At 73.4% G+C, this 17,958-nt stretch carries 17 protein-coding genes; 14 read left to right on the forward strand and 3 right to left on the reverse strand.

The window, feature by feature from the left end; all coding sequences use genetic code 11:
• Positions 1–43: 43 nt before the first annotated feature.
• Positions 44–892: a sirohydrochlorin chelatase gene (locus QSK17_RS28080; RefSeq protein WP_285708408.1), complete on the reverse strand. Its 849-nt coding sequence runs from the start codon at positions 890–892 to the stop codon at positions 44–46.
• A 199-nt stretch (positions 893–1,091) separates the two neighbouring features.
• On the opposite strand from QSK17_RS28080, the gene QSK17_RS28085 reads away from it, so the two are divergent.
• From QSK17_RS28085 to QSK17_RS28135, 11 genes are all read left to right on the forward strand, one after another.
• Positions 1,092–2,201 carry a LacI family DNA-binding transcriptional regulator gene (locus tag QSK17_RS28085; RefSeq protein ID WP_285708409.1) on the forward strand — a complete coding sequence of 370 codons (1,110 nt, stop codon included), beginning with the start codon at positions 1,092–1,094 and terminating at the stop codon, positions 2,199–2,201.
• Positions 2,198–3,115: a carbohydrate ABC transporter permease gene (locus tag QSK17_RS28090; RefSeq protein WP_285708410.1), complete on the forward strand. Its 918-nt coding sequence runs from the start codon at positions 2,198–2,200 to the stop codon at positions 3,113–3,115. Before QSK17_RS28085 ends, QSK17_RS28090 begins: the two co-directional genes overlap by 4 nt.
• The gene (locus QSK17_RS28095; RefSeq protein WP_285708411.1) at positions 3,115–3,933 is read left to right on the forward strand and encodes a carbohydrate ABC transporter permease; all 819 of its coding nucleotides are present in this window, start codon (positions 3,115–3,117) and stop codon (positions 3,931–3,933) included. The genes QSK17_RS28090 and QSK17_RS28095 overlap by 1 nt, the downstream gene beginning before the upstream one ends.
• A 57-nt stretch (positions 3,934–3,990) precedes the next feature.
• A complete protein-coding gene (locus tag QSK17_RS28100) occupies positions 3,991–5,295 on the forward strand; it encodes an ABC transporter substrate-binding protein (RefSeq protein ID WP_285708412.1) in 1,305 nt (434 codons plus the stop codon).
• The gene (locus QSK17_RS28105) at positions 5,292–6,362 is read left to right on the forward strand and encodes an ADP-ribosylglycohydrolase family protein (RefSeq protein ID WP_285708413.1); all 1,071 of its coding nucleotides are present in this window, start codon (positions 5,292–5,294) and stop codon (positions 6,360–6,362) included. Before QSK17_RS28100 ends, QSK17_RS28105 begins: the two co-directional genes overlap by 4 nt.
• Positions 6,363–6,368: 6 nt before the next feature.
• Positions 6,369–7,553: an ADP-ribosylglycohydrolase family protein gene (locus QSK17_RS28110; RefSeq protein ID WP_285708415.1), complete on the forward strand. Its 1,185-nt coding sequence runs from the start codon at positions 6,369–6,371 to the stop codon at positions 7,551–7,553.
• Positions 7,550–8,701 (forward strand): ADP-ribosylglycohydrolase family protein, encoded by a 1,152-nt coding sequence (locus QSK17_RS28115; protein ID WP_285708416.1) that lies wholly within the window; start codon positions 7,550–7,552, stop codon positions 8,699–8,701. The genes QSK17_RS28110 and QSK17_RS28115 overlap by 4 nt, the downstream gene beginning before the upstream one ends.
• Entirely contained in the window at positions 8,701–10,107 is a 1,407-nt protein-coding gene (locus QSK17_RS28120; RefSeq protein ID WP_285708417.1) for an ADP-ribosylglycohydrolase family protein, read from the forward strand. Before QSK17_RS28115 ends, QSK17_RS28120 begins: the two co-directional genes overlap by 1 nt.
• 34 nt (positions 10,108–10,141) lie before the next feature.
• Positions 10,142–11,026 carry a ribokinase gene (gene rbsK, locus QSK17_RS28125; RefSeq protein WP_285708419.1) on the forward strand — a complete coding sequence of 295 codons (885 nt, stop codon included), beginning with the start codon at positions 10,142–10,144 and terminating at the stop codon, positions 11,024–11,026.
• Between the two features lie 137 nt (positions 11,027–11,163).
• Complete coding sequence (locus tag QSK17_RS28130) at positions 11,164–12,339, forward strand: CaiB/BaiF CoA transferase family protein (protein WP_285708420.1); 1,176 nt, start codon at positions 11,164–11,166, stop codon at positions 12,337–12,339.
• 140 nt (positions 12,340–12,479) lie between these two features.
• The gene (locus tag QSK17_RS28135) at positions 12,480–13,394 is read left to right on the forward strand and encodes an HpcH/HpaI aldolase/citrate lyase family protein (RefSeq protein ID WP_285708422.1); all 915 of its coding nucleotides are present in this window, start codon (positions 12,480–12,482) and stop codon (positions 13,392–13,394) included.
• 34 nt (positions 13,395–13,428) lie between these two features.
• On the opposite strand, the gene QSK17_RS28140 is transcribed toward QSK17_RS28135, so the two are convergent.
• Together QSK17_RS28140 and QSK17_RS28145 are read right to left on the reverse strand one after the other, a co-directional pair.
• On the reverse strand, positions 13,429–13,635 hold the full coding sequence (locus QSK17_RS28140; RefSeq protein ID WP_285708425.1) for a hypothetical protein: 207 nt from the start codon (positions 13,633–13,635) through the stop codon (positions 13,429–13,431).
• A gap of 852 nt (positions 13,636–14,487) precedes the next feature.
• Positions 14,488–14,742, reverse strand: a complete 255-nt coding sequence (locus QSK17_RS28145) for a diol dehydratase small subunit (RefSeq protein ID WP_285708492.1) — start codon at positions 14,740–14,742, stop codon at positions 14,488–14,490.
• Between the two features lie 471 nt (positions 14,743–15,213).
• Between QSK17_RS28145 and QSK17_RS28150 the strand changes: the two genes are divergently transcribed.
• From QSK17_RS28150 to QSK17_RS28160, 3 genes are all read left to right on the forward strand, one after another.
• Positions 15,214–15,591, forward strand: coding sequence for a UTRA domain-containing protein (locus tag QSK17_RS28150; protein WP_352231857.1), 378 nt, complete (start codon positions 15,214–15,216; stop codon positions 15,589–15,591).
• A gap of 65 nt (positions 15,592–15,656) precedes the next feature.
• The gene (locus tag QSK17_RS28155) at positions 15,657–16,721 is read left to right on the forward strand and encodes a TIM barrel protein (protein WP_285708427.1); all 1,065 of its coding nucleotides are present in this window, start codon (positions 15,657–15,659) and stop codon (positions 16,719–16,721) included.
• Between the two features lie 127 nt (positions 16,722–16,848).
• Positions 16,849–17,895 carry a hypothetical protein gene (locus tag QSK17_RS28160; protein WP_285708429.1) on the forward strand — a complete coding sequence of 349 codons (1,047 nt, stop codon included), beginning with the start codon at positions 16,849–16,851 and terminating at the stop codon, positions 17,893–17,895.
• The last annotated feature ends 63 nt before the right edge of the window (positions 17,896–17,958 follow it).

A 17,958-nucleotide genomic window follows, 5' to 3' on the forward strand; every position in this document is an offset into this window, starting at 1 on the left:
GCGGGCCGGACCGCCCCCTTCCGACTGAGGCCCCGGAAGGCCCTCAGTCCTCGTCGGACTCCTCGTACGAGCCGAGGGCGGCTCCGTAACGGATGCCAACCAGGCGGGCCACGGCCTCGTGGGCGCCCAGCGGCGCGGCGCAGCCAGCGCCGATGGCCTCGGCCGCGGCGGTGGCCTTCTCGTGGTCGGCCTCGGGCCCGATGACGAACGGGACGACGGCGAGCCGGTTGGCGCCGATCTTGCGCAGCCGCTCGGCGGCGTCCGCGACGTTCGGCACGCCGTCGAGCGCGGCGGGCACGACCGGCAGGGTGAGGCGCGCGGCCAGGAGCACCGCGGTGGCGTCCGCCCCGCGTGCGCCCTCGTCGCCGCCGGTGGTCGCGACGATGATGCCGTCGACCGGCGAGGTCACGTTGAACAGCCGCATGCGGTCCACGCGGGCCAGCCCCGCCTCAGACAGCCGCATGTGCAGCGCCTCGGCGAGCAGCGGGTGCGGACCGAGCGGATCGGTGATCGTCACCGGTGTCTCGCTCTGGGTGACCGCGTCGCGTACGGCCCGCATCACGCGGGGGTGGGAGCCGGTCACCAGCGGGACGGCCACCGCCGCGGTCTCCGCGGCCGGCCGGTCGGCGGCGGCGGAGACGAACTCCTTGGCGAGATCGGCGCCGCCGTCCATGAGCGAGACCAGGCGCAGATCGATTTGCGGGTTGTCGAGCCGGATGATCGATGCGATCTCGGCCGCGACGTCTCCCGCCATGCCGGGAACGGCCAGCACCAAGGCGGGCGCGTCCGGCGGCAGGGTCGCCGGGAGCGGGCGCCGGTGGCGGCCGCTTCCAGGCCGGGAGGATCGCTCCCGGGTGGGAAGCTTCGGCGGGTCGTCGTGACCTTCGTTCACATCGGCGGATTCTAGGGCGAATCCGGCCGAATGAGTGAACCAACGCACCGCTTGATGCCGATCTTTAGCCGGATCGGTTTACGGGATCGTGACTTGACGCTCTCCGTGACCCGCATGTTTCATGGCTTCATCCCATCCGTAAACGTTTACAGACATGGTCCTGCCGTAAACGTTTACACCAGCACTGACGAGGTGACTTGTGGCCGAAGGCCCCACGATCAACACGATCGCGCGGCGTGCCGGGGTGTCGATCGCCTCTGTCTCGCGCGTACTCAACGGACTGCCGACGCGCGAGGAGACGGTCCGCCGCGTGCTGAGCGCGGCCGAGGAGCTCGGCTACGTCCCCAACTCCGTGGCGCGCTCGCTCAAGAACCGGCGTACGAATCAGGTCGCGTTCGCCATGGCCGACATCGGCAACCCCGTCTATCTCGCGATGGTGCGGGAGATCCAGCCGGTGCTCCGCGCCGCGGGCTACCGCCTCCTGCTGCACTCGACCGACGCCGACGTGGCCGACGAGCTGGACGTGCTGCGCGGGCTCGGCGAGCGGTACGTCGACGGCCTGATCATGAGCCCGCTGCGGGTCACCGACGAGCATCTCCGCGCGCTCGCCGCCGCCCGTGCCCCCGTCGTCGTCATCGGCTCGGTGCCCGAGGGGACCGGTGTCGACAACGTGCGGGCCGACTCGCGCACCGGCGTGCGGCTCGCGCTCGACCACCTGCACGGGCTCGGCCGGCGCCGCATCGCGTTCGTCAACGGCCCGACCGACACCGTTCCCGGCGCGGCGCGGGCCGCCGCCTACCGTGAGGCCCTCGCCGCTCTCGGCCTGCCGTACGACGAGGACCTCGTCGAGGTGGGCGACTTCTACCGCGCCGACGGGGCCGCGGCCGTGCAGGCGCTGCTGGACCGCGCCGCCGACGTGGACGCGATCATGTGCGCCAACGACCTGATCGCGCTCGGCGCGTTGGACGTGCTGCGCCGCGCCGGGCGGCGGGTGCCCGAGGACGTGGCCGTCGTCGGCATGGACGACACCTACCTGGCCGCGGTCGCCTGGCCCGCGCTGACCAGCGTGTCGCTCGGCTCGGCCCGCCGCGGCCGCGCCGCCGCCGAACTGTTGCTCGACCGGCTGGAGAACGGCCAGCGGGAGCCGCGCGTCGTCACCGTCGAGCCGCGCCTGGCCGTACGCGCGTCGACCGTGGGCGTGCGGGCGGCCGAGACCGTCGAGTCCGGCGGCTCCTCCTGGGCCGCCGGGGAAATCGGGGCCGCCGGCGACGGCGGAAGCACCGGGGACGGCGGGGAGGGGAGCCGATGACTCTCACGGACGTCCGGCCCGCCGGGACCCGGCGCGGCCCGGCCCGGAACCGGTCCCGGAATCGGGCACAGAACCGCGAGACGCTCGTGCTACTGCTCCCGGCCCTGATCCCCGTGCTGGTGCTCAGCGTCGGACCGCTCGTCTACGGCATCATGCTCGCGTTCACCGACGCCAGGTCGGGGCGGAACACCGAGACGTCGTTCGTCGGTCTGGCGAACTTCGGCGAGCTGCTCACCGACGGCGACTTCTGGGAGTCGTTCCGCATCGGCATGGTCTGGGCCGTGTCGGTCACCGTGTTGCAGTTCCTCGCGTCGCTCGGGCTCGCCCTGCTGCTCGACCAGGACCTGCGGCTGCGCGGGTTCGCCCGGGTGCTCGCGCTGGTGCCGTGGGCGATGCCGCCCGTGGTCATCGGCCTGATGTGGCGGCTCGTCTACCACCCGGACGCGGGCATACTCAACGCCGTCCTCGGCACCGACGTGGACTGGCTCAACGACTTCTCCGTCGCGCTCCCCGCCGTGATCGTCGTGGGGGTCTGGATGGGCATGCCGCAGACGACGGTCGTCCTGCTGGCCGGGCTGCAGAACGTCCCCAAGGAGCTGCACGAGGCGGCCGGCGTCGACGGCGCGGGCGTGTGGCGGCGCTTCTGGAACGTCACCCTGCCGCAGCTCCGGCCGGTGATCGTGGCGATCACCTCGCTCGACTTCGTCTGGAACATCAACCAGTTCAGCCTGGTCTACGTCCTGACACAGGGCGGCCCGGGCGGGCGGACACGGCTGCCGATGCTGTTCGCGTACGAGGAGGCCTTCCGCTACGGCTTCTTCGGGTACGCGGCGACCCTCGGCGTCGCGATCACGATCGTCGTCCTCGCCGTGCTCGGCGTGTACCTGTGGCGGCAGATGCGGGAGGCCGACTGATGCGCACCGCCCTGAAGTACCTCGCCCTGCTGGGCTACCTCGTCTTCCTGGCGTTCCCACTCGTCTGGCTGCTGTCCACGGCGCTCAAGACGCCGCAGGAGATGGCGAACCTGGATCCGACCTGGATCCCGCGCCACCCGACCCTGGCTAACTTCGCCGACGCCTTCGGTGAGCAGGACATCGTGGGCAGCGCCGCGCGCAGCCTGGTCGTCGCGCTGGCGAGCGCCGTGATCACCGTGCTCGTGGCCCTTCCCGCGGCGTACGCGCTGGCGCGGTACCGAAGCACGCTCAACAAGATCGCGATCGGGTGGGTGCTGGTCAGCCAGGTCTTCCCGGTCATCCTGATCATCATCCCGCTGTTCATGGTGCTGCGCCGGCTGGAGCTGGTGAACACGCTTCCCGGCCTCGCCCTGGTGCACGTCACCTTCACCCTGCCGTTCGCCCTCTGGATGCTCCAGGGCTACGTGCGCGCCGTGCCGCGCGAGCTGGAGGAGGCGGCGTCCGTGGACGGGGCGGGCCGGCTCCGGGCGCTCGCCAGCGTCGTCGCGCCGCTCCTCGTCCCCGGCGTCGTGGCCACTCTGCTGTTCGCGTTCATCTCGTCCTGGAACGAGTTCCTGTTCGCGCTCGTGGTCCTCAAGGACCCCGAGGTGGCCACCCTGCCGCTGACGCTGGTGAAGTTCACCGGCCCGGAGGGCGTCGTACGGCTGGGCCCGCTCGCCGCCGCCTCGCTGCTGGCGACGATCCCGAGTCTGGTGTTCTTCGCGATCATCCAACGGCGGCTGAGATCCGGCCTGATGGCCGGCGCCGTCAAGGGGTAGCCCGAAATGCCCCGAATCTTCCGAGTTTCCCCGCGTTCCCCCCGATAGGAGAGTCACATGAGGCGTTGGAGTGCCGCGCTCGCGGTCGCGGCCGTCGTTCTGGCCGCCGGATGTTCGAGCGGGGGAGGCGACGGCGACGGCGCCGCTTCCGGCGGGCCGGTGAAGCTGCGGTTCCTCAGCCTCGCCTGGCAGAAGGAGTCGATCGCCGCCAACAAGCAGCTCGTCGACGAGTGGAACAAGGCCAACCCCGAGATCCAGGTCGAGTACGTCCAGGGGAGCTGGGACAACGTCAACGACCAGCTCGTCACGTCGTTCGAGGCGGGCGACCCGCCGGACGTGATCCACGACGACTCCCCGGCCCTGTCGGGCTTCGCCTCGCGCGGCTTCCTGCTCGACCTGTCGAGCTCACTGCCGGCCGAGCTGAAGAGCGACATCCCGCAGCCCGCGTGGGACACGGTCACCTTCGCCGACGGCAAGGGCGGCCAGGGCGTGTACGGCGTGCCGTTCCTGCAGGAGTCCCAGGTCATCTACGCCAACAAGAAGCTGCTCGACGCGTCCGGGGTCCGGATCCCGACCTCTGACGCCCCCTGGACGTGGGACGAGTTCGCCGCGGCCGCCAAGAAGATGACCAAGGGCGGCGCGTACGGCGTGGCCTGGCCGATGAAGTCGCCGGTCAACAAGGTGCTCACCCTCGGGCTCAACTTCGGCGGCACCTTCTTCACGACGGAGGGCGGCAAGACCACGGTCAAGGTCGGCCCCGAGGAGCGCGAGGTCCTGCAGCGCATCCACGACCAGCTCTACAAGGACAAGTCGGCCGACCCGTCGGCGCTCGGCATGGGCACCGCCGACCCGCTGCCCGGCTTCTTCGCCGGGAAGTACGCGATGGTGCCCGCCGGCGTCTACCTGCGCCAGCAGGTGGCCGAGCAGGCGCCCGACGGCTTCGAGTGGGTCACGCTGCCGCCGCTGAAGGGCGCCACCGCCCAGCAGGGCGCCACCTCGCAGACGCTGTCGGTCGCCACGGACAGCAAGCACCCGCAGGAGGCGGTGAAGTTCATCTCCTTCTTCCTGAACGGCCCGAACCAGGCCAAGCTCGCCAAGGGCGACTGGCTGCTCCCGACGAGCACGGCCGCCGCGGCCGACCCCGCCATGACCACCAAGGAGAACTTCTGGGACGTCGCCACCGCGTCGGCCAAGAACCTCGTGGTCGCGCCGTACCTCAAGGTCAACGGCTACGACGAGTGGAAGAGCAAGGTGGGCGCGCCGACGCTCCAGGAGTACTTCGCCGACAAGATCAGCCTGGACGACGCGGCGAGGAAGCTCGTCGAGGAGGGCGACAAGGTGCTGGAGCGGTACGCGCGGTGACCGCTCCACTCGCGTCACTCTCGCCACTCCCGCCGTTGTCGCCGCGGGATCGCGCCCGGGGGTGCCTGCTCGGCCTGGCGGCCGGCGACGCCCTCGGCGCGCCCGCGGAGAACCTGACTCCCGAGGCCATCGCGGCGCGCTGGGGCGTGCTCGACGAGATCGAGGGCGGCGGCACGGACGACACCGAGTACAGCCTGTTCGCCGCGTCCCTCCTGCTCCGCCACGGTCACGCGCTGACCTCGCAGGACGTGGTGGAGGCATGGCGCACCGAGATCGTGGCCCGGGCCGACGGGCCGATGCGCGGGGCGGGATTCTCCGAACTCGGCACCGTCCAGGCGCTCCGCCGCGGGCTCCGGCCGCCGCTGACCGGCCGGTGGCACCCGCACGGCTGGTCCGACGGACTGGCCATGCGGGCCGCGCCGTACGGGATCTTCGCGGCGGGCGACCCGGACGAGGCGGCGCGGCTGGCCGAGGTCGACGGGCGGGTCAGCCACAGCGGCGAGGGCGTCCTCGGCGGCCGCGCGGTCGCGGCGGCGGTGGCGGTCGCGATGACCGGCGCCGAGCCGGGCGAGGTGATCGAGGCGGGACTGCGGGCGATCCCCGCGGACTCGTGGACCGCGCGCGCCGTCGGGAAGGCCATCGAGATCGCGGACGCCGGGAGGGAGACGACCTCGCGCGAGGAGTTCGCGCGCGGGCTCCACGACGCCGTCGTGGTGAAGCACTATCCGTGGACCGATCTGGCCCCGGAGGCGGTCGCGCTCGCCTTCTCCGCCTACCTCAGGGGCGGCGGAGAGGTCGAGGCGGCCGTGGTGACGGCGGCCAACCTCGGCAGGGACGCCGACACCACGGCCGCGATCGCGGGCGCCCTGGCGGGCGCGGGCACCGGCGAGGCGGGCGTGCCCGCGCGCTGGGCCCGCCGGATCGGGGCGGTCACCGGCCGCTGCCTTCCCGTGGTCGCCGGACGGCACGTCCTGGACGCCGCCGACCGACTCGTGGACCGACTCACGGACCGACTCGCCGAGCGAACCAGCGACCGGCCCGCAGACCGGCTCGTGGAAGGGATGTAGAGAAACATGTCATCGGGGGGCGGCGGCGGCACGCCGCCGCAGGAGGATCGCGTTCTGGGCGCCTTCATCGGCCTCGCCATCGGGGACGCCGCCGGCTGGCCGGCCGCGCGTCACCGGTCGCTGCGGCTGGCGCCGTGGAGCAGGCGGCTGCACCGCGAGCTGGACGCGTTCGCCGAGGAACGCCAGGTGACCACGCTGCCGGTGCCGTTCGCGCTGAACCAGCCGGTCGAGCCGCTGGCGCTGGGGCCGTCCGACGACGCCGAATGGCTCGCCTGGACGGCGGCGACGATCCACGACGACCGCGCCGAGGCGTTCGGACGGCTCGCCGAGCGCGACGACCTGCGCGCCCGGATCTCCGTCTGGTCCGCGCTGGACAACCTCGCCGCCGGCCTGGGACCGCCCGCGAGTGGTCACGACAACCCGCACTTCTTCGACGACGCGGCGGCCGTACGGGCGGTGGCGTTCGGCGCGGCCGGGATGGACCCGGTCGCCGACGCTCAGGTCACCAACTCCGGGGACGGCGTCCTCGGGGCCGTGGCCGTCGCGACGGCGGTCGGCGCGCTGGTGAGGGGTGCGCCGATGCGGGAGGCGGTCGACGCGGCGGTCGGCGCGCTTCCGGAGGACACCGCGATCGGGCACGCCGCGCGTACGGCCGTGGCGGTGGCGCGGGAGCACGGCGACCCGTTCGCCGCCGTGCCCGCTCTCGACGCGGCGCTGCTCGACCACGTCTACAGCTACGGAGTGGCGGCCGCGGAGACCGTACCGATCGCCCTGGCCCTCGCCGACGTGGCGATGTCGCCAGGAGAGCCACCGGAAGAGTCGCTGGGAGAGCCGGCCGGAGGGGCGGCCGGAAAGGCCGGAGCCTCGGCGCTCGGGGCCGGGGGAGCGTTCGGCGCCGCGGTGTCGGCGGCGGCCTGCCTGGCGTCGGTCGCGGACTCGGCGCCCGCGCTCACCGGCGCGCTCGCCGGGGCGTGCGCGGGACACGCGGCGCTGCCGGAGGGATGGCGGACGGCGGCGCGCACGCTGACGGGCTGCTGCCTGCCCGAGCTGGCGGGCGCGGACCTGCTCGCCGTCGCGCGGGCGCTGGTGGCCGGCCACGGGACGGGAAGCACACGCGACTCGACAGGTATTTCGATACAGATGGCGACACAGATGGCGACACAGATGGCGACACGGAGGGGAACGGCATGACGCCGCTTGAGGACAGGGCCGTCGGCTGCGTGGCCGGGGCGGCGGTCGGGGACGCGCTCGGCGGAGCCACCGAGGGATGGACGCCCGAGCAGATCCGGGCGCGCTACGGAGGCCACGTCGAGGGCGTCGTCCCGCCGTACTTCGCGGACTGGCGCAACGCCCGGCCCATCGCGCCGTACCACAAGGGCGACGGCCACGTGACCGACGACACGCTGATGACCCACGCGCTGATCCGCGTGTACGAGCGGGCGGGCGGGCACCTGGACGCCTACGCCGCCGCCGAGCACCTCGTGCCGGAGATGATGGGCGAGAAGCGCTGGATCCCCGAGCTCGAAACCGAGGCGCTGCCGCTGCACCGGGTCTTCCTGGCCGAGAAGTGGCTGGTCCTGCGGTTGCACTACGGCCACATCGACCCGCGCGAGGCCGGCGTCGGCAACATTGTCAACTGCGGCGCCGCGATGTACATGGCGCCCGTGGGCGTCGTCAACGCGGGCGACCCCGACGGCGCCTACGCCGAGGCGATCGACCTCGCCGGTGCGCACCAGTCCAGCTACGGCCGGGAGGCGGCCGGGGTCCTCGCCGCCGCGGTGGCCGAGGCGATGCGGCCTGGCGCCACGCCCGACTCGGTGGTCGCGACGTGCCTGCGGCTCGCGCGCGACGGCACGAAGGCGGCCATCGACGCGGTGTGCTCGGCGGCGCGGGACCTCGGCCACTGGGAGGGGTCCTTCGAGACGCTGCGCGCCGCCATGCGGCCCTACGACACGGTGGCCGACACCTACCGCGACCAGGGGCTCGGCGCCCGCCGCCCGAGCCGCGTGCACAGCATCGAGGAGCTGCCGCTCGCCCTCGCGTTCCTGCTGATCGCCAAGGGGGACTACCGCGAGACCGTGCTCGGCGGGGTGAACTACGGACGGGACGCCGACTCGATCGCGTCGATGGGCGGCGCGGTCGCCGGTGCGCTCGGCGGGCGGTCCGCCGTACCGGCCGGGTGGATCGAGGAGGTGTCGGCGGCCAGCAGGACCGACCTCGTCGCGCCCGGCCTCGCCCTGGCCGAGGTGGCGGGCAAAGTGCGCGCCGCCGACGCGGAACGCCGCCGCGCCGCCGACGCCGCGTTCGCCGAGCTGCTCGCCGCCGGGGACGCCTCGTGATGCGGCTCACCTGGGTCCAGCCGGAGGACCTCGTCGGTCACGAGCTGCGCCAGGCCGCCGAGGACGGCAGGTGGGACCTGCCGGAGGCACGGGAGATCGCCGCGCGCTGGCACGCCGCCGGAGGGCACGCGGCGCCGCCCCGCGCCGGCGCCTCCCCGGAGGCCCCTCCCGTACGGCTGCGCCGACTGGCGGAGGAGCTGCTCGACGAACTGGCGGCGATCCCCTCGCCGCTGCCCGAGCCGTCCGGCTGGGACGAGATCGTCGCCGCCTGCCCCGGCTGGCCGGCCGGGGAACGGCGCGGGGAGGGACCCGGATTGCGGGAACCGGGACGCCCGGCCCGGCCCGCCGACCCCGCCCGGGTGCTCGGCGCGTGGCAGGGCCGGGCCGCCGGATGCGTGCTCGGCAAGCCGGTGGAGAAGATCCCGCGCGAGGGCATCAGGGAGATCGCCGAGGCGACGGGCAACTGGCCGATCCGCGGCTGGTTCACCGCCAGGGGACTGCCGCCGGAGACCGCCCGCAGGTGGCCGTGGAACCGCCGCAGCGCGGTCAACAGCCTCGCGGAGAACATCGACGGGATCCCCGAGGACGACGACCTCAACTTCGCGCTGCTCGCGCTGGCCGTCCTGGAGCGGTACGGCAGGGGCTTCACCACCGGCGACGTCGCGCAGATGTGGCTCGACGAGCTGCCCGGTGGCCGGGTGTTCACCGCGGAGCGGGTGGCCTATCGCAACCTCCTGATGGGCATCGAGCCGGAGGCCGCGGAGATGCGTGGCCGCCGCGGCCGCACGACCGCCACCTACCGCAACCCGTTCCGCGAATGGATCGGCGCCCTCATCCGGGCCGACGTGTACGGCTGGGCGAACCCGGGGGACCCGGCGACGGCGGCCGAGTTCGCCTGGCGGGACGCCCGGCTCAGCCACACGGCGAACGGCGTCTACGGCGCGATGTTCACGGCCGCCATGTGCGCGCGGTCCCTGGACGCCTCGTCCGCCGTCGAGGTGGTCGAGGCGGGATTGTCCGTGGTTCCCGCCGGATCCCGGCTCGCCGCCGCCGTACGGGACGCCGTGGACGTGGCGGGCGCGGAGCCGGACTTCGAACGGGTCGTGGACCACCTCCACGACCGGCACGGCCACCTGCACTGGGTCCACACGATCAACAACGCCGCCCTGATCGCGGCGGCGCTGGTCCACGGACGGGGAGACTTCACCGCCTCGATCGCGGGCGCGGTCGCGGGCGGCTGGGACACCGACTCGGCGGGCGCGACCGTCGGATCGATCGTCGGAGCGCTGAACGGGGGCGTTCCCGGGCAGTGGTCCATGAAGGACCGCCTGACCAGCAGCGTCACCGGATTCGACGGCATCGCCCTGGGGGAGCTCGCCCGGCGCACCCGGTTGATGGCAGGGTAAGCGGGATAAAGGTGACGATCCTGGAGGAAACATCGTGATCTCGGTGTTCGGCAGCGCCAACATGGACCTGGTGGCTTACGTGCCGTCCGCTCCCAAGCTGGGCGAGACCGTCACGGGACGGGCGTTCCGCACCGTGCCCGGCGGAAAGGGTGCAAACCAGGCGGTCGCGGCCGCCCGGGCGGGGGCCAAGGTGGCGTTCATCGGAGCCGTCGGCGACGACGCCTTCGGGCCGGCCCTGCGTGGTGCGCTGTTCGAGTCGGGCGTCGACACGAGCAGGCTGCGGGTCGTGCCGGGAGCGTCCGGGATCGCGCACATCGTCGTGGAGGACAGCGGCGGCAACTCGATCATCGTCGTGCCCGGCGCCAACGGAACCGTCACCGGCTGCGCGGCCGAGGACATCGAGCTGATCGCCCGCTCGCGCGCGCTCCTGCTGCAGCTCGAACTGCCCCTCGACGCGGTCGTCGAGGGCGCCCGCGCGGCCCGCGCCGCGGGCGTGCCCGTGGTCCTGACGCCCGCCCCCGTGGTGGAGCTGCCGGACGAGCTGCTCGACGCCGTGGACCTGATCGTGCCCAACGAGCACGAGGCCGCCGCGATCACCGGCGCCGCCGACCCCGACGACGCGCTCAAGGCCCTGCTCGACCGCGTGCCCGAGGCTGTGATCACCCTCGGGTCCAAGGGCGCGCTGTACGGCTCGCGCGCCGGGGCCCGGCTGCTGGTGCCCGCCGTACCCGTCGAGGCGGTGGACACCACGGCGGCCGGCGACACGTTCGTCGGCGCGCTCGCGGTCGCGAGGTCCGAGGGCCGCAGCCCCGCGGACGCGCTGCGCTTCGCCTCGACGGCAGCGGCGCTGTCCGTCCAGCGAGAGGGTGCGAGCACGTCCATGCCGAGCCGCGCCGAGATCGACGCCGCCCTGTCGTGAGCTCGGCCGGCCGCTCTGCTGTGGGCTCTGCCGGCCGCTCTGTGTCAGCGCTGCCGTGACCGGAGGCCCGCGTGCTCGTCCACCGCGGACGAGCACGCGGGCCTGTCCCCGGCGCGGGAAACCCGATTGGAGGAACGATGACCGCCCCCGCCACGCCGCCACTGTCGGGCGTCCGCGTGCTGGACCTTGCGACACTGTTCGCCGGGCCGATGGCCGCGATGCTGCTCGGCGACTACGGCGCGGACGTGATCAAGGTCGAGCACCCACGGAAACCCGACCCCTCGCGCGGCCACGGGCCGGACGGGCTGTGGTGGAAGATGCTCGGCCGCAACAAGCGGACGATCACCCTCGACCTGTCCGCGCCGGACGGCCAGGACCTCCTGGTCGAGCTGGCACGGGACGCCGACGTGGTCATCGAGAACTTCCGCCCCGGCACGCTGGAGCGGTGGAACCTGTCCTACGACCGGCTCGGCGCGGCCAACCCGCGGCTCGTGCTCGCCCGCGTGACCGGGTTCGGGCAGTTCGGCCCGTACGCCCGCAGACCGGGGTTCGGCACGCTGGCCGAGGCCATGAGCGGGTTCGCGGCCATGACCGGGGAGCCGGACGGCCCGCCGACGCTGCCGCCGTTCGGCCTGGCGGACGGCATCTGCGCGCTCGCCACGGCGTTCGCGGTCATGACGGCGCTCAGATCGGGCCGAGGGCAGGTCGTCGACCTGTCGATCATCGAGCCGATCCTGAGCGTGCTCGGCGCGCAACCCACCATCTACGACCGGCTCGGCGTCGTGCCGCCGCGCACGGGGAACCGGTCCGTCAACAACGCGCCGCGCAACACCTACCGGTGCGCGGACGGCTCGTGGGTGGCCGTCTCCACCTCGGCGCAGAACATCGCCGAGCGCGTCATGCGGCTGGTCGGCCGTCCCGAGTACATCGCCGAACCGTGGTTCGCCACCGGCGCCGGGCGGGTCCGGCACGCCGACGAGCTGGACGCGGCGGTGGCCGCCTGGGTGGCCCGCCACACCCGTGACGAGGTCCTCACGGCCTTCGAGGAGGCGCAGGCCGCGGTCGCCCCGGTCTACGACGTGCGGGACGTCATGGCCGACCCCCAGCTCCGGGCGCTCGACGCGATCACCACGGTGGAGGACCCCGAGCTGGGGCCGCTGCGCATGCAGAACGTCATGTTCCGGCTGTCGGGGACGCCCGGCGAGATCCGCTGGACCGGCCGCCCACACGGGGCCGACACCGAGGAGGTGCTGACCTCGCTCGGCCTGCCGCCCGGCCGGATCGCCGCGCTCCGCGAGAAAGGCGTCGTGTGACGGATCGTCGTGTGCCGGATCATCGTGTGCCGGATCATCGTGTGCCGGATCATCGTGTGAGAGATCACAACCCCGGCGAGGTTGACCCGGCGTGTCAGGGGGATCATCAAGCGGCAGAAAACGCGACGAGGAGTGACGCAGTGCCGCAGAACGTGCCTCCGGGCGGACCCCGGCCAGTGCCCGGAACCGGACCCAGAGCCGGGTTCCCGATCATGCCGCTGACCTGGTTGTACGTGCCCGCAGACCGGCCCGACCGGGTCGCCAAGGCGCTGGCCACGGACGCCGACGTCGTCATCGTCGATCTGGAGGACGCGGTCGCGGCCGAGAACAAGGGCCGGGCCAGGGCCGAGGCCGTCGCGCTGCTCGCCACCCCGCAGCCCCGGGTCCAGATCCGCGTCAACGACGTGCGCACGCCGTACGGTCAGGCCGACATGCACGCGCTGGCCTCCCTCGTCACCGGGACATGCGGCATCCGCGTGCCCAAAGTGGAGTCCGCGGCGGAGGTGAGGGAGATCGCGGCGGCGGTGCCCGGCGTGCCCCTGCATCCGCTGCTCGAATCCGCGCTCGGGCTGGAACGCGCCTTCGAGATCGCCGCCGCGTCCGAGGCGGTGGCGAGCATCGGGCTGGGCGAGGCCGACCTGCGCGCCGATCTCGGTGTCAGCGCCGACGGCGGGCTGGCCTGGGCGCGCTCCCGCGTCGTGGTCGCCGCCCGGGCGGCCGGGTTGCCCGCGCCCGCCCAGTCGGTCTACCCGGACATCCGGGACCTCGCCGGGCTGGCCGCGTCCTGTCTGGAGGGCCGAGCGGCGGGGTTCCGCGGCCGGGCGGCGGTCCACCCGGCCCAGCTTCCGGTCATCGTGAACGCGTACCGCCCGACCGAGGCCGAGATCGCCGCCGCCCACGAGGTGATCGCGGCCGCCGGCCAGGGCGCGGTCGCCCTGCCCGACGGCCGGTTCGTGGACGAGGCCATCGTGCGGCAGGCCCGCGGCGTCCTTGAGCTCTTCCACAGGGAGCCGCCGGGTCCGCACTGGGGCCCGCCGGTCACCGCCACGCCGTGAACCCCGGCCGGGGGATGTGCGCCACAAGCGAGTCTCAGCGCGGGGCCGAGGCCAGCAGGTCGTAGGCGACCACGTACCGGTGGCCGAGCGCGCCCGCCACGTCGCCCCGCCCGAGGGCGGGGGCGCCGGGCAGCTCACGGGCCGGCACGCCGAGGATCTCTTCGTCGCCCGCCGGGCCGCCGACCACGACGGCGCGGCGGACCGGCCCGCCGCCGAGCGCGGCGGCACCCGCGCCGGGCACTGCGTGACGCCCAATGTAAAGGGTCAGTACTGCAATCAGACGGGTGACGGCGATTGCACCACCCGATAGAGTGCCGCTGGGCTCGCACTGCCTCGCCGCACGGTGCGGCCCAGCGCACTTCCGCCCCTCCAGAAGCGAGAGATGAGACTTACAGCCCTCACCGCCGTACTGGTCGGCATGGCGGGCATATCGGCCTGTGCCAGCAATAGCCCGCCCGCCCGGGGCTCCGCCACTCATCCGCCCTCCCGGACGCCCTGTCCAGCGGTCTTCTGCCACGAGGCAATAGGCACCGACCCCGCAATCCTCGTGCATGACCGAGTAGGCAGCCATATGATGCCGCTGGTCGCCCGCCTCAAGTGGATCGAGAACGAGTCCTGCCTGGTCCTTGTCACTACCAAATATCCGCCAGTACGCACTGCCGTCCCTCTATGGCCCAAAGGCACCACGCCGCTGCGCGCGCCGGACGGTAGGCGGGGAATCATTACCCCTGAAGGAGAGCAGATCCTAGACGGGGACACCTTCAGCGGGGGAGGGTCATGGGTCACGAAGACACAACCCTCCTACTCCCTCGTCAGGCCGCCTGCAGGTTGCGGTAAGCACGAAGGGTTCTTCACGATCGACCGCTCCGACATTGAGCGTGCCGAGCATTAGCGAGCGATCATCAGGACACGCCAAGCGCCACCGCATCACGATGACGAGCAGGAGAGATCCTGGCTGGAGGAACTGCGGCGGCACCAGGGCACCTGAGACGACGGCTCTAACGTACGATCGCCACAGCTTGCGCACGGCCCGCGTTTCACCCATTCGACCGACGCGTGGCGTTGCCGACGTCGACGCCCGCGACGAGCCGGGTCACCGCGTCAGGCCCCGCCGCGCGTGGACGTCGCGCGCCTCGCGGACCAGGGCGGCGTTCCGCTGGCAGCCCCGCCCGTCGAGCCACTCGGCGAGGTCGGACAGCTCCGCGGCGGTGGAGCGGCGCGGGCGCAGCGCCTCGTAGACGCGCATCACGTCCTCGTCGGACAGCAGGGCCAGCTCGGCGGCCCGCCGGAAGTTGGCCGCGAGCTGCGGGTTGCCGTGCCGCTCCGCGACCACCGCCTGGGCCTCCAGGGGCTCGGGGGGATGCGCAGGTCGTCCCGCGTCACCTCACCCCGGCGCACCGCGTCCACGGTCACCGACTCCACCGGCCGCCCGGAGTACGACCTGGTCACAGTGTCAGCGGCTCGGGTCCGAGCGGGAGATCGCGGCCCGGATGGGCGTCAGCCGTACCACCCTGCGCCAGGCGCTCGGCCTGCTCGAACAGGCGGGCGCGGTGCGCAGGGTGCCCGGCAGGGGCGGCGGCACCTTCGTCAGCGGCAGCAAGGTCGAGCGCGACCTGTCGAGCGTCGTCGGCGTTCCCGACCTGCTGCGCGAGCAGGGCTTCACCGCGGGTCCCGGGTGGTGCGCGCCACCACGCGGGCGCGGACGAGCCGACGGCGGCGGCGCTCGGGATCCAGCCCGGCGACCTCGTCACCGAGATCGTCCGCATCCGGTTCGCCGACGGCGTCCCCCTCTCGCTGGAGCAGGCCCGCTTCCCCGGCGCTGCGCTTCCCCGGGCTGCTGGAGCAGCCGCTCGGCGGCTCGGTCTACGAGCTGCTCGCCGCGCAGTACGGCGTGCGCCCGGCCGCCGCGCTCGAACGCATCGAGGCGGTGTCGGCGGGCGAGGAGGAGGCCGCGGTCCTCGGCGTCGATTCGGGCGTCCCGGTGCTGGCCATCACCCGCACCACCTCGGACGAGCGGGGCGTGCCGTTCGAGTTCTCCCAGGACATCTTCTGGGGCGACCGGACCCGCATCCTCGTCCACGTGAGCGACGCGACCGGCACCACCCACTCCGCCCGCGAGCAGGGGCGGCTGGTCCACTTCCCCGTCGGCCTGCCCAAGGGCTCGCCGACGGACGGCGTGAAGACCGAGGGGCTGTAAGGACCGCGTGCCGGGACGCGCCGGAGGGTAGGGCACGGAGAGACCCCGCGTGAGAGGACCCCGCCGTGGACGCCGCCGCCGACCCCGCCGCCGTAAGCCGGACTCCTGAGGCGCGTACGGAGGGGAGCGCCGACGAACCCCACGGGCAGGGGCCGCTGACTCGGGTCAGGATCGCGAGCGCGCCGGTCAACTTCGGCGTGTACACGGCGGAGGGCGCGCCGATCGCCGCCGACGAGATGCTCGCCACGATGCGCGACGCCGGTTATGCCGGAACGGACTCCGGCCCCATCGGCTACCTCGGGACCGGAGCGGAGCTGTCCGACCGGCTCGCACGGCACGGCCTCGGCCTGGCGGGCGGCTGGGTGGACCTCCGGTATGGCGACGCCGCCGGGTTCGAGGAGGACCTGGACGGGCTGGACGCGGCCCTGGACGTCTTCGCCGGAGTTCCCGTGGACGATCCCCGGTTCGCGCCCCGGCCGACGCTCGCCTGCCCGGCGAACCCGGCGAGATTCGCCCGGCCGGGCGAACCGGTTGACCCGGCGCTGCGGCTGAGCGCGGAGGAGTGGCCGGGGTTCGCCGTCCGGGTGCTTCGCGCCGCCGCCCTGTGCCGGGACCGGGGCCTGGAACCCGTCTTCCACCACCACCTCGGCACCGACGTGGAGACCGTCGAGGAGATCGAGCGGCTGCTCGGACTCACCGATGTGTCCCTCTGCCTGGACACCGGGCACCTGTGGCTCGCGGGCGGCGACCCGGTGGCCGCGATCGGGCGCTGGGCGGGCCGGATCCGTCAGGTGCACGTCAAGGACGCCTCCCGCGACACGCTCGCCCGGGTCCGCGCGGCGGACGGCGACCTGTGGGAGGCCGTCCGCCGCGGCGTCTTCCCACCGCTCGGCGCGGGCGACCTCGACATCGAGGCCGTGGTCCGCGCGCTCGGGCGGATCGGTTACGAGGGATGGGTCGTCGTCGAGCAGGACGTCGCCGGTACCGGCCGGGGTCTCGGAGCGGTCGCCGCCGACCAGCGGGCCAACCTGGACCGGCTGGCCCTGGCGGGGCTGATCGGCGGCCCGTCTGCCGTTCCACCGGCCCCACCGGCGCCACCGGCGCCGCGAGGGCGCAGGTACGGAGGCTGAGCCGGGCGGCCTCCGGGGGCGATTCGATCGATTTCGATCACGAATGGATGACCGCTGCCCCCGAATGCCGATATTCCCCGCTCCGGCGCGGCAGGGTGGGAGCCATCTCCACACGAGGAGGCGAACGGTGGCTCTGGCTCGGGTGACGCGGCTCCCAGCCTCGGCGGCCCTGCCGTACGCGCTGCGACGGGACACAGGCGGCGCAGGCGGCGGCGCAGGGGGCGCGGCGGCGCGGGAGGAGGCCCTCGCGGCGTTCCTCAAATCGCGCACCAGGACCACGGTGGGACGGGTCCTGGAGACCGCGTCCCGGGTGGCTACCCGCAGGCGCCCGGCCGCCGCGCTCAAGGGCGTGGCCGCGACCGACTGGTTCCGCCTCGACGCCAAGGACGACATCACCGAGAAGTGGTACCCCCAGGGTCTGTCCTGCGGCTCCGACGCCGGGCTGAGCAGCCCGGCGGCGTTCGCCATCAGCTGGTACTGGAAACCCGACCCCGCGGCCGAGCCGGAAAGGGGGATCCGGGTCAGCTTCCTCAACGTGGCCACGCTGAAGTACGCCCACGTGTTGCTGGTCGAGCCGGACGCCGCCGGGAACCCCGTGCCGATCAACGTGCACGCGGGCGGGCTCGCCTGGTACAAGAACCTGCTCTACGTGCCCGACACCACGGGCGGCCTGCGGGTATTCGACCTGCGCAACCTCTGCGAGGGCGGGCTCTTCGGCTACTCGTTCACGCTGCCCCAGTCGGACATGTGGTCCTGCGACCAGGCGCTGGGGGCGAGGTTCTCGTTCGCGACGCTCGACCGGAGCGCGGATCCCGTGCTGCTCGTGTCCGGTGAGTACCTCACCTCGGGCACCGGGCGCGTGGTCCGCTGGGCGCTCGCCGCCGACGGCTCACTCGCGACCGACGAAGAGGGGACGGCCGTGCCGGTGGACGCGTACAACAGCCCGGGCCAGAAGATCCAGGGCGCGGTGTCCTACAAGGGGCGCTGGTACTTCAGCCAGTCCGGTGGCACAGGGCCGAACGACCGGCTGCTCACCGCGCTCCCCGGCCAGCCCGTCGAGGAGCGCAACTACCCCAAGGGGCCCGAGGACCTCACCGTGTGGCGGGGGAAGAGCACGGTCTGGACCATCGCGGAGAAGCCCGGAGGCCGGGTCATCCTCGGCGTGCCGCTCTGATCCGTCCGCCCTGCGACCGGCCGTCTTCCGTGGCCGGGGCCGGGGCGGGCCCGCGGCGTATCG

This window comes from Microtetraspora sp. NBRC 16547 (assembly GCF_030268965.1).
Taxonomy (GTDB): Bacteria; Actinomycetota; Actinomycetes; order Streptosporangiales; family Streptosporangiaceae; genus Microtetraspora.

What these genes read in the sequence shown, in the direction of transcription:
- QSK17_RS28130 (WP_285708420.1), top strand. Translation starts at nt 11,164, where the DNA reads ATGACCGCCCCCGCCACGCCGCCACTGTCGGGCGTCCGCGTGCTGGAC.
- QSK17_RS28115 (WP_285708416.1), top strand. Translation starts at nt 7,550, where the DNA reads ATGACGCCGCTTGAGGACAGGGCCGTCGGCTGCGTGGCCGGGGCGGCG.
- QSK17_RS28110 (WP_285708415.1), top strand. Translation starts at nt 6,369, where the DNA reads ATGTCATCGGGGGGCGGCGGCGGCACGCCGCCGCAGGAGGATCGCGTT.
- QSK17_RS28100 (WP_285708412.1), top strand. Translation starts at nt 3,991, where the DNA reads ATGAGGCGTTGGAGTGCCGCGCTCGCGGTCGCGGCCGTCGTTCTGGCC.
- QSK17_RS28090 (WP_285708410.1), top strand. Translation starts at nt 2,198, where the DNA reads ATGACTCTCACGGACGTCCGGCCCGCCGGGACCCGGCGCGGCCCGGCC.
- QSK17_RS28120 (WP_285708417.1), top strand. Translation starts at nt 8,701, where the DNA reads ATGCGGCTCACCTGGGTCCAGCCGGAGGACCTCGTCGGTCACGAGCTG.
- QSK17_RS28095 (WP_285708411.1), top strand. Translation starts at nt 3,115, where the DNA reads ATGCGCACCGCCCTGAAGTACCTCGCCCTGCTGGGCTACCTCGTCTTC.